The sequence below is a fragment of the uncultured Dysgonomonas sp. genome, from assembly GCF_900079725.1.
In the GTDB taxonomy this organism is placed as follows: domain Bacteria; phylum Bacteroidota; class Bacteroidia; order Bacteroidales; family Dysgonomonadaceae; genus Dysgonomonas.
The window spans coordinates 3,827,528-3,845,681 of record NZ_LT599032.1 but is presented as its reverse complement, the minus strand read 5'-3'; the positions used below and the strand labels follow the sequence as shown (position 1 = coordinate 3,845,681).

At 43.3% G+C, this 18,154-nt stretch carries 10 protein-coding genes; 2 read left to right on the top strand and 8 right to left on the bottom strand.

From position 1 onward, the window contains the following. Positions 1–16: 16 nt before the first annotated feature. Both QZL88_RS15930 and QZL88_RS15925 read left to right on the top strand, forming a co-directional pair. Entirely contained in the window at positions 17–1,426 is a 1,410-nt protein-coding gene (locus QZL88_RS15930; protein WP_296942733.1) for a glycosyl hydrolase family 28 protein, read from the top strand. 35 nt (positions 1,427–1,461) lie between these two features. Beyond that, entirely contained in the window at positions 1,462–2,757 is a 1,296-nt protein-coding gene (locus QZL88_RS15925) for a histidine-type phosphatase (RefSeq protein WP_296942732.1), read from the top strand. A gap of 255 nt (positions 2,758–3,012) precedes the next feature. Here QZL88_RS15925 and QZL88_RS15920 read toward each other — a convergent pair whose 3' ends face one another. The 8 genes from QZL88_RS15920 to QZL88_RS15885 all read right to left on the bottom strand — a co-directional run bounded on the left by QZL88_RS15920 (position 3,013) and on the right by QZL88_RS15885 (position 18,150). Further along, positions 3,013–4,227, bottom strand: coding sequence for a PLP-dependent aspartate aminotransferase family protein (locus QZL88_RS15920; RefSeq protein ID WP_296942730.1), 1,215 nt, complete (start codon positions 4,225–4,227; stop codon positions 3,013–3,015). Between the two features lie 132 nt (positions 4,228–4,359). After that, entirely contained in the window at positions 4,360–6,405 is a 2,046-nt protein-coding gene (locus QZL88_RS15915; protein ID WP_296942728.1) for a S9 family peptidase, read from the bottom strand. A gap of 74 nt (positions 6,406–6,479) precedes the next feature. Continuing rightward, positions 6,480–7,736, bottom strand: a complete 1,257-nt coding sequence (locus tag QZL88_RS15910) for an OsmC family protein (protein ID WP_296942726.1) — start codon at positions 7,734–7,736, stop codon at positions 6,480–6,482. A gap of 37 nt (positions 7,737–7,773) precedes the next feature. Then, on the bottom strand, positions 7,774–9,321 hold the full coding sequence (locus QZL88_RS15905; RefSeq protein WP_296942724.1) for a RagB/SusD family nutrient uptake outer membrane protein: 1,548 nt from the start codon (positions 9,319–9,321) through the stop codon (positions 7,774–7,776). A gap of 34 nt (positions 9,322–9,355) precedes the next feature. After that, positions 9,356–12,460 carry a TonB-dependent receptor gene (locus QZL88_RS15900; protein ID WP_296942722.1) on the bottom strand — a complete coding sequence of 1,035 codons (3,105 nt, stop codon included), beginning with the start codon at positions 12,458–12,460 and terminating at the stop codon, positions 9,356–9,358. A 416-nt stretch (positions 12,461–12,876) separates the two neighbouring features. Beyond that, positions 12,877–14,058 carry a cation:dicarboxylase symporter family transporter gene (locus QZL88_RS15895; RefSeq protein ID WP_296942720.1) on the bottom strand — a complete coding sequence of 394 codons (1,182 nt, stop codon included), beginning with the start codon at positions 14,056–14,058 and terminating at the stop codon, positions 12,877–12,879. A 49-nt stretch (positions 14,059–14,107) separates the two neighbouring features. Continuing rightward, complete coding sequence (locus tag QZL88_RS15890) at positions 14,108–15,565, bottom strand: amidohydrolase (RefSeq protein WP_296942718.1); 1,458 nt, start codon at positions 15,563–15,565, stop codon at positions 14,108–14,110. A gap of 41 nt (positions 15,566–15,606) precedes the next feature. Beyond that, on the bottom strand, positions 15,607–18,150 hold the full coding sequence (locus tag QZL88_RS15885) for a M14 family zinc carboxypeptidase (RefSeq protein WP_296942716.1): 2,544 nt from the start codon (positions 18,148–18,150) through the stop codon (positions 15,607–15,609). Positions 18,151–18,154: the final 4 nt, after the last annotated feature.

Sequence of the window (18,154 nt, the reverse complement as noted above, 5' to 3'; positions counted from 1 at the left end):
CAGAAAAGCTATATTTATGAAAATTAAAGCACTTTTGTTTACCTTATACGCCATCTTCCTGTTAGGTGCCTGCAATAGCCCGAAGGCAGGCGAGAGCACCTATAATATTATAGATTATGGTGCTAAAGGAGACGGAAAAACCGATGATGCCGCAGCAATACAGGCAGCGATTAATGCATGCTCTCAATCGGGTGGAGGCACAGTACTTATCCCCGCTGGGCATACTTTTATGTGCAGTCCCTTTGAGTTGGCTTCATATGTCGAACTCCGGTTGGAATCCAATTCCCGCCTGCTCGCAAATCCTGATGAGACGGTATATACACAAAGTGCTTTCCGCGACAACCGGGGCGAAGGCATGATGTGGATACATGGGAAAGATCTGAAAGAGATTTCCATTACCGGAACCGGCACAATCGACGGGAACGGCGTCGCATTCATGGGAAAAGAGTTGGAAGACTCTTATGAATTGAAGCCCGTGACCGACTTTGATCCCCGCCCACATGTATTGACTCTCATCAATGTGGAAAAAACTGTGATTAGGGATATTACCATCCGCAACAGTGCCTATTGGACTGTTCACCTTATCGGCTGCAACGATGCTTCCATCGATGGCATCACCATACTGAACGACCTGAAAATACGCAATGGTGACGGCATTGACATAGACCATTCCAAGAATGTACGCATTGCCAACTGCCATATCGAGTCCGGAGATGATTGCATATGCCTGAAAAACCGGCGGGAGTTCGAAGAATACGGTTCTTGCGAAGACATTGTTGTAACAAACTGTACCATGGTCTCCCGTTCGTGTGCCATCAAGATAGGGTCGGAGAATATGGATAAGATCAATAATGTGCTGTTCAATAACTGCATTATCAAGAACAGCAACCGGGGCATAGGCATCCAGAACCGCGACGAAGGAACCGTCACCAATGTGATATTCTCAAATATGATCGTGGACTGCATGTTCTTCTCCGATGTATGGTGGGGAAAAGCCGAACCGATTTACATCACGTCTTACCCGCGTGCCATAGGCAATCACAAAGATGCAGGCTGGCGTTTCCCGAAAGGAGCCACCGAAGGCCGATGCGGAGAAGTAAGCCGTATCTATTTCTCGAATATCAAATGTACCAGTGAGAACGGTATCTTTATAGGTGGAGATATTCCCGACAAAGTGAACCATATCTATTTCAAGGATGTAGACCTGCTATTACAGAAACGTACTGCATACGAAGGCGGCATATACGACAAGCGTCCGTGCGACGGTGAAGGGTTCATCCGTGATAAGACTTACAGCTTCTATATAGATACGGCATCTGATATCAGACTCGATGACTGTAACATTACGTGGGGTGACATTCGCCCTGATCACGCGGCTGAAGGCATCAAACAAAAGAATGTCCGCAATTTAAAGATCAACAATTAAGTAGCAAACAGGTCTATTACCGTAAGATAAGGCTTATGAGACAATACATTATATTCACTATACTTTTACTGTGCGGACTTTCAGTCCGCTCTCAACCGACACTAGAGCAAACCGGAAGTATCTATTACGCTTACCCTGCTCCTCCTGAGGTTTACACTCCGGCGCCTGAAGGATACGAACCCTTCTACATCAGTCACTATGGCCGTCATGGTTCCCGCTGGATGACATCGGACGAACGTTATACAGAAGTCCTACACGTTTTCGATTCGCTTTATCAGCGTTCCGAATTGACTCCACTCGGCATAGATGTCCGTAAACGCCTGCAACAAGTATGGGAAGACGCCCGGGGCAAGAGCGGCAATATCACCCCTCTGGGCGAACGGCAGCAACATGAAATAGCCGGACGGATGTACCATAATTTCCCTCAGGTATTCCGTGGAGATGCATCTATTGATGCCCGTTCATCTACCTCGCTGCGCTGTGCCATGAGTATGAGTTATTTCACAGAAGGCCTGAAAGAACTGAATCCTGCATTGCATGTAGACCGGAGGGCTTACCAGCGATATATGGAATATATAGCCTATACCTCACCGGAAGGAGAAAAGTTTTCTTCTGAAAAAAGACCAGCTCCATGGAGACGTACTTTTCGTGATTTTGAGAAGAAAAACGTTCGCCCGGAACGCCTGATGGCTTCACTGTTTGTAAATCCCGATGCAATAACAAATCAGGATGCCCTTATGCGTGGAATCTACTGGATTGCAGCCGATATGCAGAATGTAGACATAGATGTAACTTTATATGACATCTTCCAATATGAAGAACTAGTCGGCATTTGGAAAACGGTAAATGCACGCATGTATGTCTGCAATGCCAATGCTCCGCTTAATGGCGGTTTGATGCCCCGTTGCGCCATACCTTTACTACGCAATATAGTGGAAAGTGCGGAAATCGCTATAAAAGAAGGAACTCCCGCGGCCGATCTTCGTTTCGGACATGATACGCACCTCATCCGCCTGCTTACACTAATGCAGGTAGAAGGATGCAATAATAAGGAAACCGACATGGAGAAATTCCATCTCGCCTGGCAGGATTACCGGGTTTCTCCTATGGGAGCCAATCTGCAACTTATCTTCTTCCGTAATAAGAAGAATGAGATACTGGTAAAACTTCTTTTAAATGAAAATGAAGTAAATTTACCTTTAGAGAGCCATACCGGCCCCTACTATCCGTGGGAGACAGTTAAGGCATTCTTTAAAGAGCAATTAAAACAGGACGAAACCGAAATACATCCGGCTACCCATAGTCCGCTCTCTGAAGATACAGACTACTAGAGCAACGGGTGTGAGGTTATCCATCTTAATTAGCTTTTATCCGCTAAAAGGTAACAAAGGTAACACTTTTTCTACCTATTACTTTTTAGCCTCTCTGTAGCCTCCCTTTGGGGAGAAACAACGTTCGACGGAACGAAGTGTAGTCAATGGAGGGGCCATTCCAATCTGTCAAAGAACTATCAGCCGGCGGCTAAAGGCTATCAGCTATATACATAGATAAAGTTTTTAATATCTAATTCGCTTTGGCAATATTTTTCAGACAAGCGCCCTCTCCAGATCGCTAATTAAGTCTTCGGCATCTTCCAGCCCTACAGATAATCTAAAAAGTCCGTCTCCTGCAAAATCATTCCATGATTCCAGTTGCTGAGGAGTTGAGAATTTAAACGAAGTTTTTAATAATTCATTGCTATCCAGATAAAAGATCAAAGAACGATGATGACCGAGCGAAACTGCATAATGAATTATTTGTAATCTCTCCACAAATTTGCGGGCCTGTGACCTTCCGTTATCTATCTGGAACGTAATAATTCCCGAGTAATTTTTCATTTGCCGCTTTGCCAGTTCATACTGAGGATGTGACGGCAAGCCCGGATAAAATACACGCTTAACTTTCGGATGTTTTTCCAGATATGCTGCAATTTTGAGAGCATTCTCCTGATGAACCCGCATACGAAGAGGAAATGTAGCTAAGCCTCTTAATATCAGCCATGCGTTAAACGGGCTCAATACTCCGCCAAAACGGATGGCTGTCTTTTTTCGTAAAGGAACCAGATTTTCTTTACTACCCAGAATGACTCCGCCCAAAGCATCACCATGTCCGCCTAAATACTTGGTAAGTGAATGTATCACAAAATCGGCACCCAGTGCCAAAGGTTTCGTAGCGGCAGGTGTCGCGAATGTTGAATCTACAGCCAACTTCGCACCCGCTTCCTGTGCAATTTCCGCCACGGCGGCGATATCTGTAAGGCGTAGCAGGGGATTGCAGGGAGTCTCTATATATATCAGGCGGGTATTTGATTTGACAGCCTCTTTCAGAGACTTCAGGTCGGAGGTATTCACTTTTGTGATTTCAATGTCTAACCCGGGAATCATTTCATTCGTCAATTCAGCAAGGGCTGCATAGGCTACATCACTTACAATCGCATGGTCTCCGGCCTTCAGTAAATGGAAAAGTAATGCGACGATAGCACCCATCCCGCTTGCAAAGGCAACAGCCGTTTCGGCTCCCTCGCAAATAGCCAGTTTTTCCTCCAGCTGATGAACGGTAGGATTACCCCAACGGGAATAAAGCCATGAATCATTTTCGTCAAGACCTTCAACGGAAAATCCGGCGTCGGCATCTGTAATAAAAGTTGTGGACATTATTAGATTCGGGGAAGAAGCTTTAGTCACAGGATCGGGAAATTCCCCTCCATGAATTGCTTTGGTTTGCTCTCCCGCATTCAGTAAAAAATCAGATTCTTTAGACATATTTTCTTCTCTTTTATGTTACTCCGTACTCTATTTTCCGGATGACTTTAATACCAGCGAAGTTATATCCTTTATAAAAAAAGAAAAATACCACTAACATGGTATTTTCCAAATGAGAACAAAAATCTCTGTCTATAAATATTTCTGAAACCACCGGGTAATTTCGTCCAAGCGTTTGATCCGGTTTCTAGGTTTCCCTGACCGGGATAATTCATGGTTTTCATTGTTGAATATTATCAGGCGGGTCGGGACTTCAAAATATTGAAGGGCGTAATACATCTGCACACCTTCAACCAACCAGCATCTGTAGTCCTGATCGCTATGGAGGAACAACGTTGGTGTATTTACCTGATCTGCATATTTCAGGGGAGACTGTTCCCATAACAGCTCACTGTTTGTCCATAGATTATGACCGATGTATGATTCGGTAAAAGTATGTCCGATATCACTCGTGTTGCTGAAGGAAATCCATGAAGAGATGCTCCGTTGCGAAGCCGCCGCTTTAAATCTATTGGTATGTCCGATTATCCAGTTGGTCATATATCCGCCGTAAGATCCGCCGGTAACCCCCAAACGTCCTCTGTCAATAAACGAAACCTGTTCTATCGCTGCATCCACAAAAGCCATGAGATCATTATAATCTACAGAGCCGAATTTACCCCGCAGATCAGTAAATGCGTTTCCCCTCCCATTACTGCCTGTGGGATTGGTATATAGAACGGCATAACCCTGATTTGCCCAATACTGCATCTCGTGAAAGAATACTGTCCCATAAGTTGCTTTCGGGCCTCCATGTATATTTAATATAGCCGGATATTTTTCGTTCTTCTTATAATTGGCCGGAGGCAGAATATAGCCGTTTAGTTCCCGTCCATCTTCATTTCTGAATTTTATTTCTATAGGTTTCACAACATTATGGTTCTCAAACAGGGCCGTATTAATGGAACTCAAAAGGGAAATCTCTCCTTTACTGTTGAGAAAATACACTTCTTCTCCCTGTTGCTCTGCCATGGCTACAACCAGAAAGCCATCCTTATAGGGTACATAATCGTTTATAGAGATATTTTTCGGCGAACGAACAGATATAGAGGTGCCTTTGTAATTTATGTGGATAAGTGGAGCCTGATCTATCACAGTTGAAACAAAATTAAACCCATCTTTATCAAATGTAATTTTGCTACGGCCCCCCGACTTGATATCAGAACCGATACTATTGCCTATCGCATACAAATCTCCATCATATATTCCTTTAATATTCCCTGATGACAAATTCAGACGATAAAATTCAGGATTCTCCTGTTTATTGCGTTCTAAGCTGCGATTGACCAGAACAACAAATTCATTGTTATCCGCAAACTGGATTTGGGAGTAAACGGCTTTATTGAACAAATTCCATTCTTTTTTCTCCAATGTTCCGGTATTCAATGATACCAGACTGTTATCTTGTGAAGCCTTCCTCCGGTATGTTTTACGGATATAAGCCAGATGCTTCTTATCGGGACTAAGTTCTATGTCGGAAACCGTTTCCAGAGAATCTGAAAGGTCGGTGATTTTTCCTTTATCATAATAATAAAGGTGGGTACGGGTTCCACTGATATCACCCTGACCATTCGACCAAAAGGGTAATTCATCGAAGATACGATACCTTCCATTTTCTTTTATGTCTTTCAGCACCTCCGTCCGGGATTCTTCTTTCGGAGCCAACCGATAAGAAGCTGTAAAAAAGAAACGGTTTCCGTCTATTAGCCGGATATCTTTTACAGCATAAGGCAACCGCAACCATTCTGTTGCTTCCTGATAACCTTTGGTCAATTTCTGAAATATTGTAAGCCGCTCTCCTTTCTTTAGTCTTTCTTTGTCCTTTTCATCGCGTATACTTTTGAAAATAATAGTATCGTCAAGAAAAAAGTAATCGGAGACATTTTCTGAAGATGTCAGTCTTAACTCCCTTCCATCCACCAGCTGATATAAGTCACTTCGGTATGTGTCTCCCTCTAAATCGGGCTGTCGAAGGATAAAGAATATATCCCCTTTATTTTCTTTCAGATTAGAAATGCTCCTAACTTTCGTAAAAAAGTCGATACCAACCGGCTCTTTGCCATAGGCTGAATATCCGTAACCTGTATAAATAGGAAAAAGAAAAACAGTCAGTAATATAATGGTATAAATTCTATTCATATTTTTCGAATTAACTATAAAAATTGGAAGTGCCTGCAAGAAGCACTTCCAACAAATCCACAATCTGGATTTACCTAATTACCTATTTTAACTATACGGCCTTCTATTGTTTGTTCATCCTTCAATAAGTTATATATCGGACAAACTGCTTCTACGGCATCCCGCAACACTTCGATTTGTTCGTATGTTGCCGGAGATTTCACATGCACGGTATAATGAATATCATACGGATAGCCGGGGACAGTCTCAAAACCACTGCGCCCGGCACGAATATCGGAGGTGGCTTTTACATTCACTTCCAGCGAATCGAGCGGAACCTGGCGGGCAGCAGCCTGAATCAGGAAAATATGAGTAAGGCAGCTTGTCAACACACCTAACTGATGTTCCTGAGAGGTAGGTCCGAGGTCGCTTCCTCCCAGATATGCAGGATTGTCGTGCAATATACGGAACTGGCGGATTTGAAGCTGGCGGACACCGTTATTGTTTACCGTAACCACCAGAGGATTACGGTTCTCGTTATTCGCCAGCGATGGATTCTTCTTTCTCTCTTCTTCCCGTTTCTTGCCTTCTTCCTGAAGATGTAAGTACGCGGCACGCTTATATTTCAGATATTCTCGGAGTCCGGGCTGCCCTCCTTCCGGTATCACCAGCTTATCGGGAGTCCGGGTATAATCAATTTCCCCGGTCACTACCTGCGGCTTTAGGATAAAATTGAATATCGGAGAATTTGCTTCCGCGGCCTTCCGTAATTCTTCCAGTTGCTTATCATCCGCTGACGATTTTATATATGCAGTATAGAGGAAGTTACGGGGATAACTCACCTTATTTGTAGGAGCGGCATCCGGACGATTTATGATTTCGATTCTTAATGAATCGATAGGTATATTTCTCAGAGCTGCCTGATTAAGATAGCTATCCGCTAAATCACTGGCTATGATCGCAACCTGCGATTCGGGTGAACCCGGTCCTACATTGTAACCCGCAAAGTCCGTTCCGCTATCGCTTATGATCTGGAAGCCGCGGATACGCATTCTCCGTAAGCCCGACCTCTGCTCTGCTGTGGTACGGGCTTCTAATGTTACAGCCTGTAATTCCTCACTTGGCAGGCTTTGCAATTTAATGAGTGCTTCCCGCCTGCTGAAAAGATAGTTGCGCAATGGACTGGCATTCTGTTCAAATGCCTTTTTAACCGCATCTTTTACAAATACAGAATTGGGGCCTGTATTAGCATTATCGGTCTGTGCATCAACTGATGTTGTTCCAAATACGGAAAGTATAATAATAGCCAATATACTTATCCGTTTTTTTGTATCCTGTGAATAGATTTTCATATTGCTCTTTTTAATGGGTTTCTATTATATAATTTATTTATTCGAAGCCGGCATAAGGATTTGCACCGGTCTTCGATTCGTTATAACCGTCATATCCCCAGTTCTGCCATAAACCTTCGGGATTTATATTCCGTTGGGATTGAGGTATAGGAAAACGGTAGTTTTTGAGGCTTACGGAACTTTTCTTGTAACTCTCGTCTAATCCCGATTCCTTTAAGGTCTTAACATAAACTCTCCATCTTACCAGATCGAGCCAGTGGCTTTGCTCATAGGTAAGTTCAAACATCCTTTCCTGCTGAACCGCTTTTTTGAAGCCGTTGTAATCAAGTCCTGCCGGCAAATCGTCCGGAGATGTTTGATTTAGAGGGAAATGTTCGAAAGCTCTTCTCCGCACCTGGTTTATTGCGTCATAAGCATCTGTTGTCGGTCCGTTATTCAGTTCATTGATTGCTTCGGCTTTTACCAGCAAAATATCGGCATAGCGTATGATAGACCTGTTGATATTGCGGTTACTGGCCGAACCCAACGGGTCGCTGGCGTCAATATATTTGCGAAAGCGTGGCCGCGTGAATGTAAAGACCGAATTTGTAGCAGGATTATATAACTCTTTGGCATATGTTCCGCTTTTTCTTTGGTCACGGTCGTCGAAAGCGTCATAGTATTTATTATCCGAGACTAGTACATGAGGGGTAGTATTGCTGAAACCACTCGAAAAAGCACAGTGTGCTAAGTGATTACCTCCACTACCATCTGTTGCAGTACCAGAGGCATGTTGGGTAGAGAAAATATTTTCTTTACCGTTTTTATGGTTTACGTTCCAGTTATCCAAAAAAACTTCTTCCAGTTCGTATCCTGTTACACTATTAGCTGCGTCTACAGATTTCCGGAATCTGTCTTTGCGGGCTGTGTCGCCTCCGCTTTCAGATGTTTGCGCCCATACCAGATATACTTTTGACAATAATGCATAAGCGGCGCCTTTGCTTGCCCTGCCTTTATCGCTGTCTGCGTAACTGCTCGCATTGGGTAAATTATCTGCGGCACTTTTCAGGTCGTCTTCGATCTGTGCATACACCTCATCTATCGACGCGCGGGTCGTGTTTTTTCCATCAACATTATGTAAGACTAACGGCACTTCTCCCCAAAACTGCACTGCATAATAATAGTAATATGCCCGCAGGAATCTGGCTTCGCCGATAGAGCGTTTCTTAATGGATTCGGAAACGGTTTTGGATTCCGATAATTTATCGATAACATCGTTTGCGCTTGTAATACCTACATAAAACGCGGTCCATACCGATGTCACATAACTATTGGTCGGCTCCCACTGTATCAAACCCAATAATCCTCCGCCACTATTCGGATTCTCCCCCGAAACAGTGGTTTCGGTGGTAAGATCTATCATATACGCCAGCGAAGTGCTAATACCAACGTTAGGCGCATAAATCCCGTTGGTAAGGGCTATGGCGTCCTCATCCGTTACGGGAAAGTTTCCGCCCATCAGTTTGCCTATGGGCGTCACATCAAGACTATCGCTGCATGAAAGAATTGTCACCGATAATATTAAGGTATATAATAACTTCTTCATCTCTTTCTGATTTAATTATTTTATAGTAAACTGTTTAATAAGATATATTCACACCAAAAGATATTGTCTTCGCTGTGGGGTATGCTCCGGAATCTATACCGCTGGAAACTTCAGGGTCGTATCCTTTATATTTGGTAAAGGTCAATAAGTTTTGTCCCGTTGCAAAAATTCTGAATTTTGTCTGAGGAGCCTTTGTTATTTTCACAGGAAGGACATAACTCAGAGTTATATTTTTCAGACGTAGAAAAGAGGCATCTTCGATATAGCGGCTATCGAGCCATGTGGCAGAAGTTACAGATGCTTTAGCAATTGTGTTGGACGGATTCTGCGGCGTCCATCTGTCACGGAGTGTAGCTAATACATTGTAGCTGGTGGATGGTGATTCCAGCTCCTGCCGGAGCTGATTGTATAGCTGATTACCTTTACTACCCTGAAAAGCTGCAAATAAGCTCAATGATTTATATCTCAGTGTGGTAGAAAATCCGTAAGTGAAATCAGGCTGAATAGAACCTAAGACAACTCTGTCCTCATCCTGAGTAACTTTGCCGTCGTTGTTTTGATCGACATATTTTACATCACCGGGCTCAACACTCGTTTTCCAGCTCGGCGCAGGTACTTTCGAAATATCTGTTCCGGTTTGTACTATTCCATCGAAGACAACACCATAAAAAGAGCCTAAAGATTCTCCTTTCTTTATGATCGTATTACCGGACAGGAAATAATCCAGATTACCGATATTGGTGACTTCATTTACATTTTTAGCAATATTGGCAGACAGATTCCATTGCAGGTCTTTCTGATCTATAATGCTGCCTGTCAATGCGAATTCCACTCCTTTATTTGTAACATTGCCCACATTCATAAGCATGGTGCTGAATCCTGTTGTTATTTCCACAGGCACATCCAGCAGCAGGTCGCTTGTCTTTTTATAATAAACATCGGCTATAATGCCTAGTCTGCGGTTAAGCAGATTCAGATCAAAACCCAGATTATATTGCGATGTTTCTTCCCATTTCAGGTCGGGGTTTTCAGCATTAGCCCTGCCGTAAGCCGTAACGAGCTGGTTATTGAAAGAATATACCTTTGTAGCGTATGTCGCTTCATATCGGTAGTCGCCTATCTCCTGATTGCCGACAACCCCGAAACTTCCCCTCAGTTTAAGATCATTGATGACCTTATTATTTTTCAGGAAAGGTTCTTCGCTAACGTTCCATGACAAACCGATGGACGGAAAATAACCCCATTTATGATTTTTTGCAAACCGGGAAGAACCATCCGCCCTGAATGTCCCGGTAAGATTGTACCTGCCGAGGAAAGAATAGTTGACCCTTCCCAGTACCGAATTGAGGATAGATTCCGAACCGCCCGAACTTGGAGACAAGAGAGTGGCGCCTCCCTGCAGGTTATGGTAAGACAATTGTTCGTTAGCGAAATTACTGGCCGATGCTATCGAGTATTCTATATCGGTGGTCTGGGTCGTATAACCGGCCAATATATCCACATAATGGTCTTTATTCAGCTTCTTTGTGTAATTGAGCGTATATTCATATTGCCACGAATCGAACCGCTTGTTTCCGATACTTCCATACCCTTTAGCCAGAAAACCTGCCGCAGCGCTGGAAGGCGCGAAAAAATTGAGGGTCGTATTACTCAGATTGGTTCCTGCACTAACCTTAGCCACCAACGAGGGGATGATAGTATATTTAGCGAAAAAGTTTCCGATGAGAGTATTATTTTTTGTCTGCGATGTCGTATTAACCAGATCCGATATGGCATTTACGGTACGGTCGCCAAATCGTAAATCCCCTTTTTCGAAAAGGTTATTGTAATTATAGCTTCCATCCTGATTATATATAGAAACTACCTGCGGTATCCTCAATACATAATCGAGCGAGTTTGAAACACCGTTCACATACAGTCCGTTATAGCTGCTCAATCCGCTTTGATCCATTTTACTGGCTGTAACGTTCAAACCTACGGTCAGATTAGAGAATAAATCCCTTTCAAAGTTGAACCGTCCGCTATAACGCTTAAAGCCCGTGTTCAGCAAGATACCATCCTGATCGCTGTAATTACCAGATAAGAGAAACCTCGTCTTATCATCTCCGCCGCTTATCGAAAGCTGATGGTTCTGGGTTGTCGCTGTGCGCAGGGCTGCATCCTGCCAGTTTGTACCTTCACCCAATTGCGCCACTTTTTCAGCAGTAAGACCGGTTTCACTGATATTTTCGGCAGATGCGATTTCCAGATAAAGCTCACCCCATTCGCGCGCATTCATCAGATCGAGCTTTTTACGGGCTTGCTGCCAGCCGATAGAATATTGATATTCAATATTCGTCTTCCCTTTTTTCCCACTCTTGGTAGTAATAATAATTACACCATTTGCTCCACGCGAACCATAGATGGCCGAAGCGGACACATCTTTCAGCACCTCTATGGATTCAATATCACCGGGATTCAATGCAGCTAACGGATTCAATGCCCCGGCAGCACGGCTTATCCCGATATTGGCCGACGAATTGTCGTTATATATTATAACCCCGTCTATCACATACAAAGGCTCATTCCCTCCGTTTATAGAGTTTCCTCCACGTATGCGAATGTTGGAAGTAGTTCCGGGCTGACCGGAGTTTTGGGATACATTCAAGCCGGAAACGGCTCCCCCCAGTAATCCATCGAATGAAGTAGATAATTGCGATAACGCATCTTTTGAAACCGAAGAAATAGCCCCGGTAAGTTCTTTACGCTTTTGGGTACCATATCCGACCACGATTACTTCATTCAGATAATTTAAATCTTCCGTTAAGGGAATAATGATCGGCCCGTTATTTTCATATACATCCAATTCCTGTGATTTGAAACCCACAAGAGCCACCTTGATAGTAACAGGCAGTTGTCCCGAAACAGGGAGAGAAAAGGACCCGTCTATATCAGTGAGACTACCCTGTGTGGTAGAAACCAATGCGACAGAGGCTCCCACCAGAGGCTCCCTGTTTTTTTCGTCTACAACTGTACCTTTTATTACTGTTTGCCCTATCATACTACCTGATAGCAATAGAAAGAATACGAAAATGTAATAATACTTATTTACACGATGCCGGTCTCTCTTATCGCTAAAAGAGCTAATTGTTTTTGCCATAATTTTTTAATGAATATCTATTATAGCCATGCATAGAAGGCTACAAGAAGTGTTTGTTTATAGATTGCTTAATTGAAGGATAATATCTTGCACATTTATTAGTTCAGGGGTTCAGAACCTCTATAGTACAGTTCGGACTACCCCGGAATATGCGGATATCAATCAGGGGAAATAAACCGACGGGTTTATTTTCGGAATAGTTAAATATAGGTTAACAACACATTCGCATGTGAAAACAAGAAGTTGGGCATTGATCTATGGATGATGATATGTGTAGAGAATAAAACCGGGACAAATTTCTTTGTTCCTCATGTTCTCCTCCGGGTATGGAGGAGGCCTTAATGGTAATAAAATTTTTCATAGAGTCTTTTTATATTAGTTAATACTTGAATAACCTCATTCTTATATAGAGGTGCTTATTCCGGTAAATCCGGACTAAGATTCTTTTTATCGGTGTAAGTTGATAAGGCAAGTGTAAGAGCTCCGTCGCTGGTTATATTATGGGTAGTCCCGAAACTATCGAGAAGAGCAAAAATCGTTATCATCAGAGCGGCTCCGGCATCATCTATCCCTAAGACTGCATGTATCAGACCTAAAGAAGTGATAAGTGTTCCTCCGGGCAACCCCGGAGCAGCTATCGCGAAAATGCCAAGTAGCGGAATAAAAATGAGTATCTGAGTTATATCCGGCATAGTTCCGTATAATAATTGAGAAACAGCAAGGGACAGGAATACAACATCCAGTATAGAACCCGGAAAGTGGATATTACCAAACAGTGGTATGGCAAAATCTCTTATCTCCGGTTTCAACTCTGGACATTTCTTTGTTTGCTCTATGGCGACTCCCAGACTGGCCGCCGATGACTGTGTACCCAATGCAGTCAATGCCACCGGTCCGTAATATTTGAGTACTTTCCAGGGATTTACACGGGCATACAGCCCCGAAGAAATATAAAGAAAACTTATCCATATCAGGTGACAAAGCACAGTTATCACCAATATAGCAAGGAATACAGGCAGTCTGGATGCCAATGCACCTTCGTATGCCAGAATACTGAAATTAGCGGCAATAAAGAAAGGTAGTATCGGAATCAGGATTTTCTTGACCATCGCAAAGATCAGATCCTGAAATTCGTATAAGGCCGCTTCTATTTTCACAGCTTTGGTCCATATGACAGACAACCCCAATAAAAAAGCAAATACCAAAGCGCTTAATACGGGCATCAAAGGAGGTATATCCAGGCGAAAAAGCATCTCGGGAAGGCTGTTTGTCGCTTCTTTAACCGGAACTATATCGAGTAGCGGAATTATCTTATACCCCACAAAGGCAGCCAGTGAAGCACTTCCGATACACGACACATAGGCCAGCAACAAAGAACTCCCGAGTAACCTCGACGCGTTCTTCTTGAGACGAGTTATAGATGGGGTAATAAATCCGAAAATGATAAGAGGTATAAGGAAGAAGATAACTTGCCCAAGAATATGTTTGACTGGTAATACAACCGCGATTAAAGATTCAGAAGCAAAGAGTCCGAGTACTACACCCCCCAGAACACCCAGCAAAAGTCTCAGGGTGGTGTTTGACAATAATTTTCTCATGCAGATACAGTTTGAGTAATTTATTCTTTTAAAATATTACAGATCATAATTATTTCTTCACTCTGTAATCGAGTGCCGGCTTCCGGTCTCCAAGTAGTGGTACATACTTGAAGCCAGCTCCCCTGCGGGTATCGAATTCATCTTTTATCTCCTTTACCAATCCCGGATTTGTGTATAATTCTATAGCCGAAAGGCTGAATACTTTAGCTGTATTTATCAGCGATTTTGTTCCTATAGTAGAACCTCCTGCCGCTACATTTTGCCAGCTATGCCCTGCACTTCCCGGTACAAAGGTCGCCGTATTGAAACTTACGGTAGGTACTACCCAGCTAACGTCACCCACATCCGACGAGCCACCTCCCAGCGAAGGTTTTTCTTCTTCCAGAGGCTTCACCGATCCGGCATCTTTCAGTATGCTGATATCTTTATTCAGTCCCTTTACTATTTCCTCGGCAAAGGCCTTTTCACGTGCGTCATAATGCACGCCACCCACTATTTCGAGTTTACGCTGTACCAGTTCCGACAGCTTGCGGTTATTCAGACGCTCATAAAAACCGGATACAATTTCAGACTTAACTTTTGTCTGTGTCCCTAAGGCTGCACCTTCGGCTGCCTGCCCTATCCATTCCACAAGGTCTTTGAGAATCTCCCTTTTCGGACTCCGTATGTAATAGGAAACCCTTGCATAATCGGGCACTACATTCGGCGCTTCACCCCCATCGGCTATAACGTAATGTATACGGGACGACATCGGTACATGTTCGCGCAAAAGATTGACCATATAATTGAGTGCTTCTACGCCGTCTAAGGCAGACCGGCCCTTATCAGGACTTGCCGCGGCATGGGCCGCCACTCCAAAGAAGCTGTAGTCTATCATTTCTATGGCTGTTCCTGTATCGGTTGTAACACCATTCCCGGTAGAAGGATGCCAGTCAAGGACGACATCTACGTCATTAAATAGCCCGTCCCGTACCATATAAACTTTACCGCCTCCTCCTTCTTCAGCAGGTGTACCGAATACTTTGATTGTACCTGTGTGTTTTTCCGTATCGAGCCATTGTTTTATAGCGACAGCCCCTGCCACTGCTCCTACTCCAAATGTATTGTGACCGCAACCGTGGCCGCTCCCTCCTTCAACCAAAGGTTTACGATAGGGGACTGTATCCTGCGATAAACCGGGCAAAGCATCGAATTCGGCCAGTACAGCTATCACAGGATGCCCTGATCCGTAAGTGGCGACAAATGCGGTAGGCATGCCCGCAACTCCCGCCTCAACTGTAAATTCATTTTCTTTGAGATGGTTTTGGAGCAAAGCAGAACTCTCCGTTTCGAGAAAACCCAGTTCAGGATTACGCCATATCGTTTTCTGTAATTTATCATATACAGAGAAAGACTTGTCCAGATAGTTGATGGACACATTGTTTAATGGGATATTCTTTTTATTTTTCTGTGCAGATACAGTGACAGCTAATGTTGTCAGAGCGATTACCAACAATACTTTTTTCATTTTATTTCTTTCGTTTTATATCAATATAGGTCTGATCTGTTTTATCTGAAGCTATTGTATGCGTTTATATTATTCCCGAAAACAACAGCGTTAACAAAAGTACGGGTAGTGGCATCCCAAATACCTCTGAAAAGCGGGTCTTCAGCGAATAATACAATATTTCCGGAGCCTTGTCTTTCCGCTATTATCGAAGCCGATCCTTTCAGATTGCTTAACTGTGAAGCGGAGATATATCCATTCAGTAACGGATTATCTGAATAGGCTGATACCGTAGCCGACGGATTCTTCGACGGAGCCAGAAAGAGGCTACTCTCGCGGGTAACAGGTAAAGACTCATTCGTTAACCCAAACGCTAAAGGATGCTTCAGATTTATCTTTGTTTCGAATACCGATGTCGGAATTCTGTCTCTCTCCTGTGGAAATTGTTGTTCTGATTGTTTTTGCTGGAGAGAATCGGTCTTCAATTTCTGTAATTGTGCTGCACTTATTCCATTATTTACCGCCCATCTCGAAGCAGAGTTGATTGTAATCAATGTTCCTCCGTTGCGCACCCAGTTTTGCAAATCCTGAATTCCCTGTTTCCCGAGAAATGAATAATCGCCACCTGCCAATACAATCCGGTTAAAGCTGTTCAATGGAATTCTGGGAAATACGTTGTAATCAGCACGGGTTAACTGATAATTCAGTTTCTGGTCGAAGAGATGCCATACTTCTCCGGCTTCGGTAGAAGATATATTGCCTCCGGTGATAACCAGTACCTTCGGTTGTTCCACTGTGCGGAAAGCACTACTGCCCAGATCCACTCCTTTTACACTATAGCCGGTAGAGACGGGTATTATTTCCACGTCTGAAGCAACCGCCAATTTCTGTAATGTGGCATATAATTCATCCGGGCTTATAGTCTGGTTGCTGACAGGAATAAGCAGGCTTCCATAGGAGAAGTCTTTAGTTCCATTCTCAGTTTGTACGGAAAAAGGACTGAATGATGTCTTTACGAGAATGTTTTTTGCTAATAATTGGAAAAGCAGATGCTGACTATGCGAATCCCTGTAATCTACTATATAGGCATACTGTGATGTAGAGAATGATCTATTTGCAGATTTCTCCAGTTTCTCAACCCTGGCTCCGCGAACAGCTTTTGTTATGGAAGCATGCGACAGGCCGGATGAGTAAGCAACCGAAAATCCCGCGCCATAACCCAGTTTGGACGGATCGGTATAATCTTTGGTTTCGTCAAATATGATATTGACCAACGTACTGTTGGGTTGTCCGAGTGGAACAATGTATGATTTCCCTTTTTCGTATTTTACCTTATCCACCGTTATGCCCTCCTGATTTTCATATACTTCGATACGATGGTCAAGTAACAACTGAACAAACTTACGCAAACGCGAAATATCATAAGCATCTCCTACTATAAATGACTTGGAACTGTCTTTTCCTGTACGCGACACATCGAAAAATTCTTTCTGCAAGTCGAATAAGCCGTTTTTGTTAGCATTAGCGGCATCCACTGTAGCAATACTCGATACCAGTTGGTTGCGTACAGTAAAAGCAAATGTAACGATCCCATTTTCAGATTCCTGATGTATACCTCTCGAAGAACCTTGTTCGAATAAAATGCCCACTGCACCGTTGTAATCAGGGTATGTAGACCCGAAGGTTGGATTCTTATTATCGTAAGACTCTTTCGTATAGTAAAACGAACCGATTTTATCCAAAGCCTTTGAGTAATAATCAGCAAATAAACGGTTCAACTTATAAGTGGTCTGCGGAACAAAGCGGCTCTCATTTCCGTCCGGATCAGTGGGTTCGAAAAAGAATGTACTGTTTGTACCCATCTCATGATGATCGGCCTGTATATGCGGTAACCAATCCTGATAATGTGCAACCCGGGCTTTGCTTTCGGGATGGACAATATTAACCCAGTCGCGGTTCAGGTCGAACCAATAGTGGTTCCCTCTTCCGCGTGGCCATCCTTCAGTATGTTCCCTGTCATACTGCGATGTATTATAATTGGTTATACTTGTATTCGAATTTACCCAAGATACAAAACGCTCCTGTCCGTCAGGATTGCGCACCGGATCAATAAAGTAAATTCCATTTTCGAGCTGTTCTTTTACAAAATCGTTTTGAGCAGCCACATAATAATATGCAGACAACAAAGCTGCCTCCGAGCCCGAAGCCTCATTCCCATGAACGGTACTTCCCAGAAAAACAATTAACGGAGTATCCGGCTTCTCCCCTTTTCGGGCTTGCTGACGCGTCTCTTTGTATTTGTCTATATTCCGGATATTCTCAGGAGAAGAAACAATCAAAACATACAATTTGCGGTTTTCGTGTGTCCGGCCTATCTCCACCAGCGAAACACGGTCGGAAAGAGAAGCGAGTTTCTCAAAATAAGCATTTATCTTATAATGCTCTGTTATACGACTACCTATTTCATATCCGAGAAATTCTTCAGGAGAAGGTATTTTGCTATCGAACTGAATGGACGGATCGAAAAAATATGTGATTTTTTCAGCTTTGACACTTGTTACAGCAAATAAAAATAAAGAAAAAAAACTGATTATAATGGTCTTCATAATA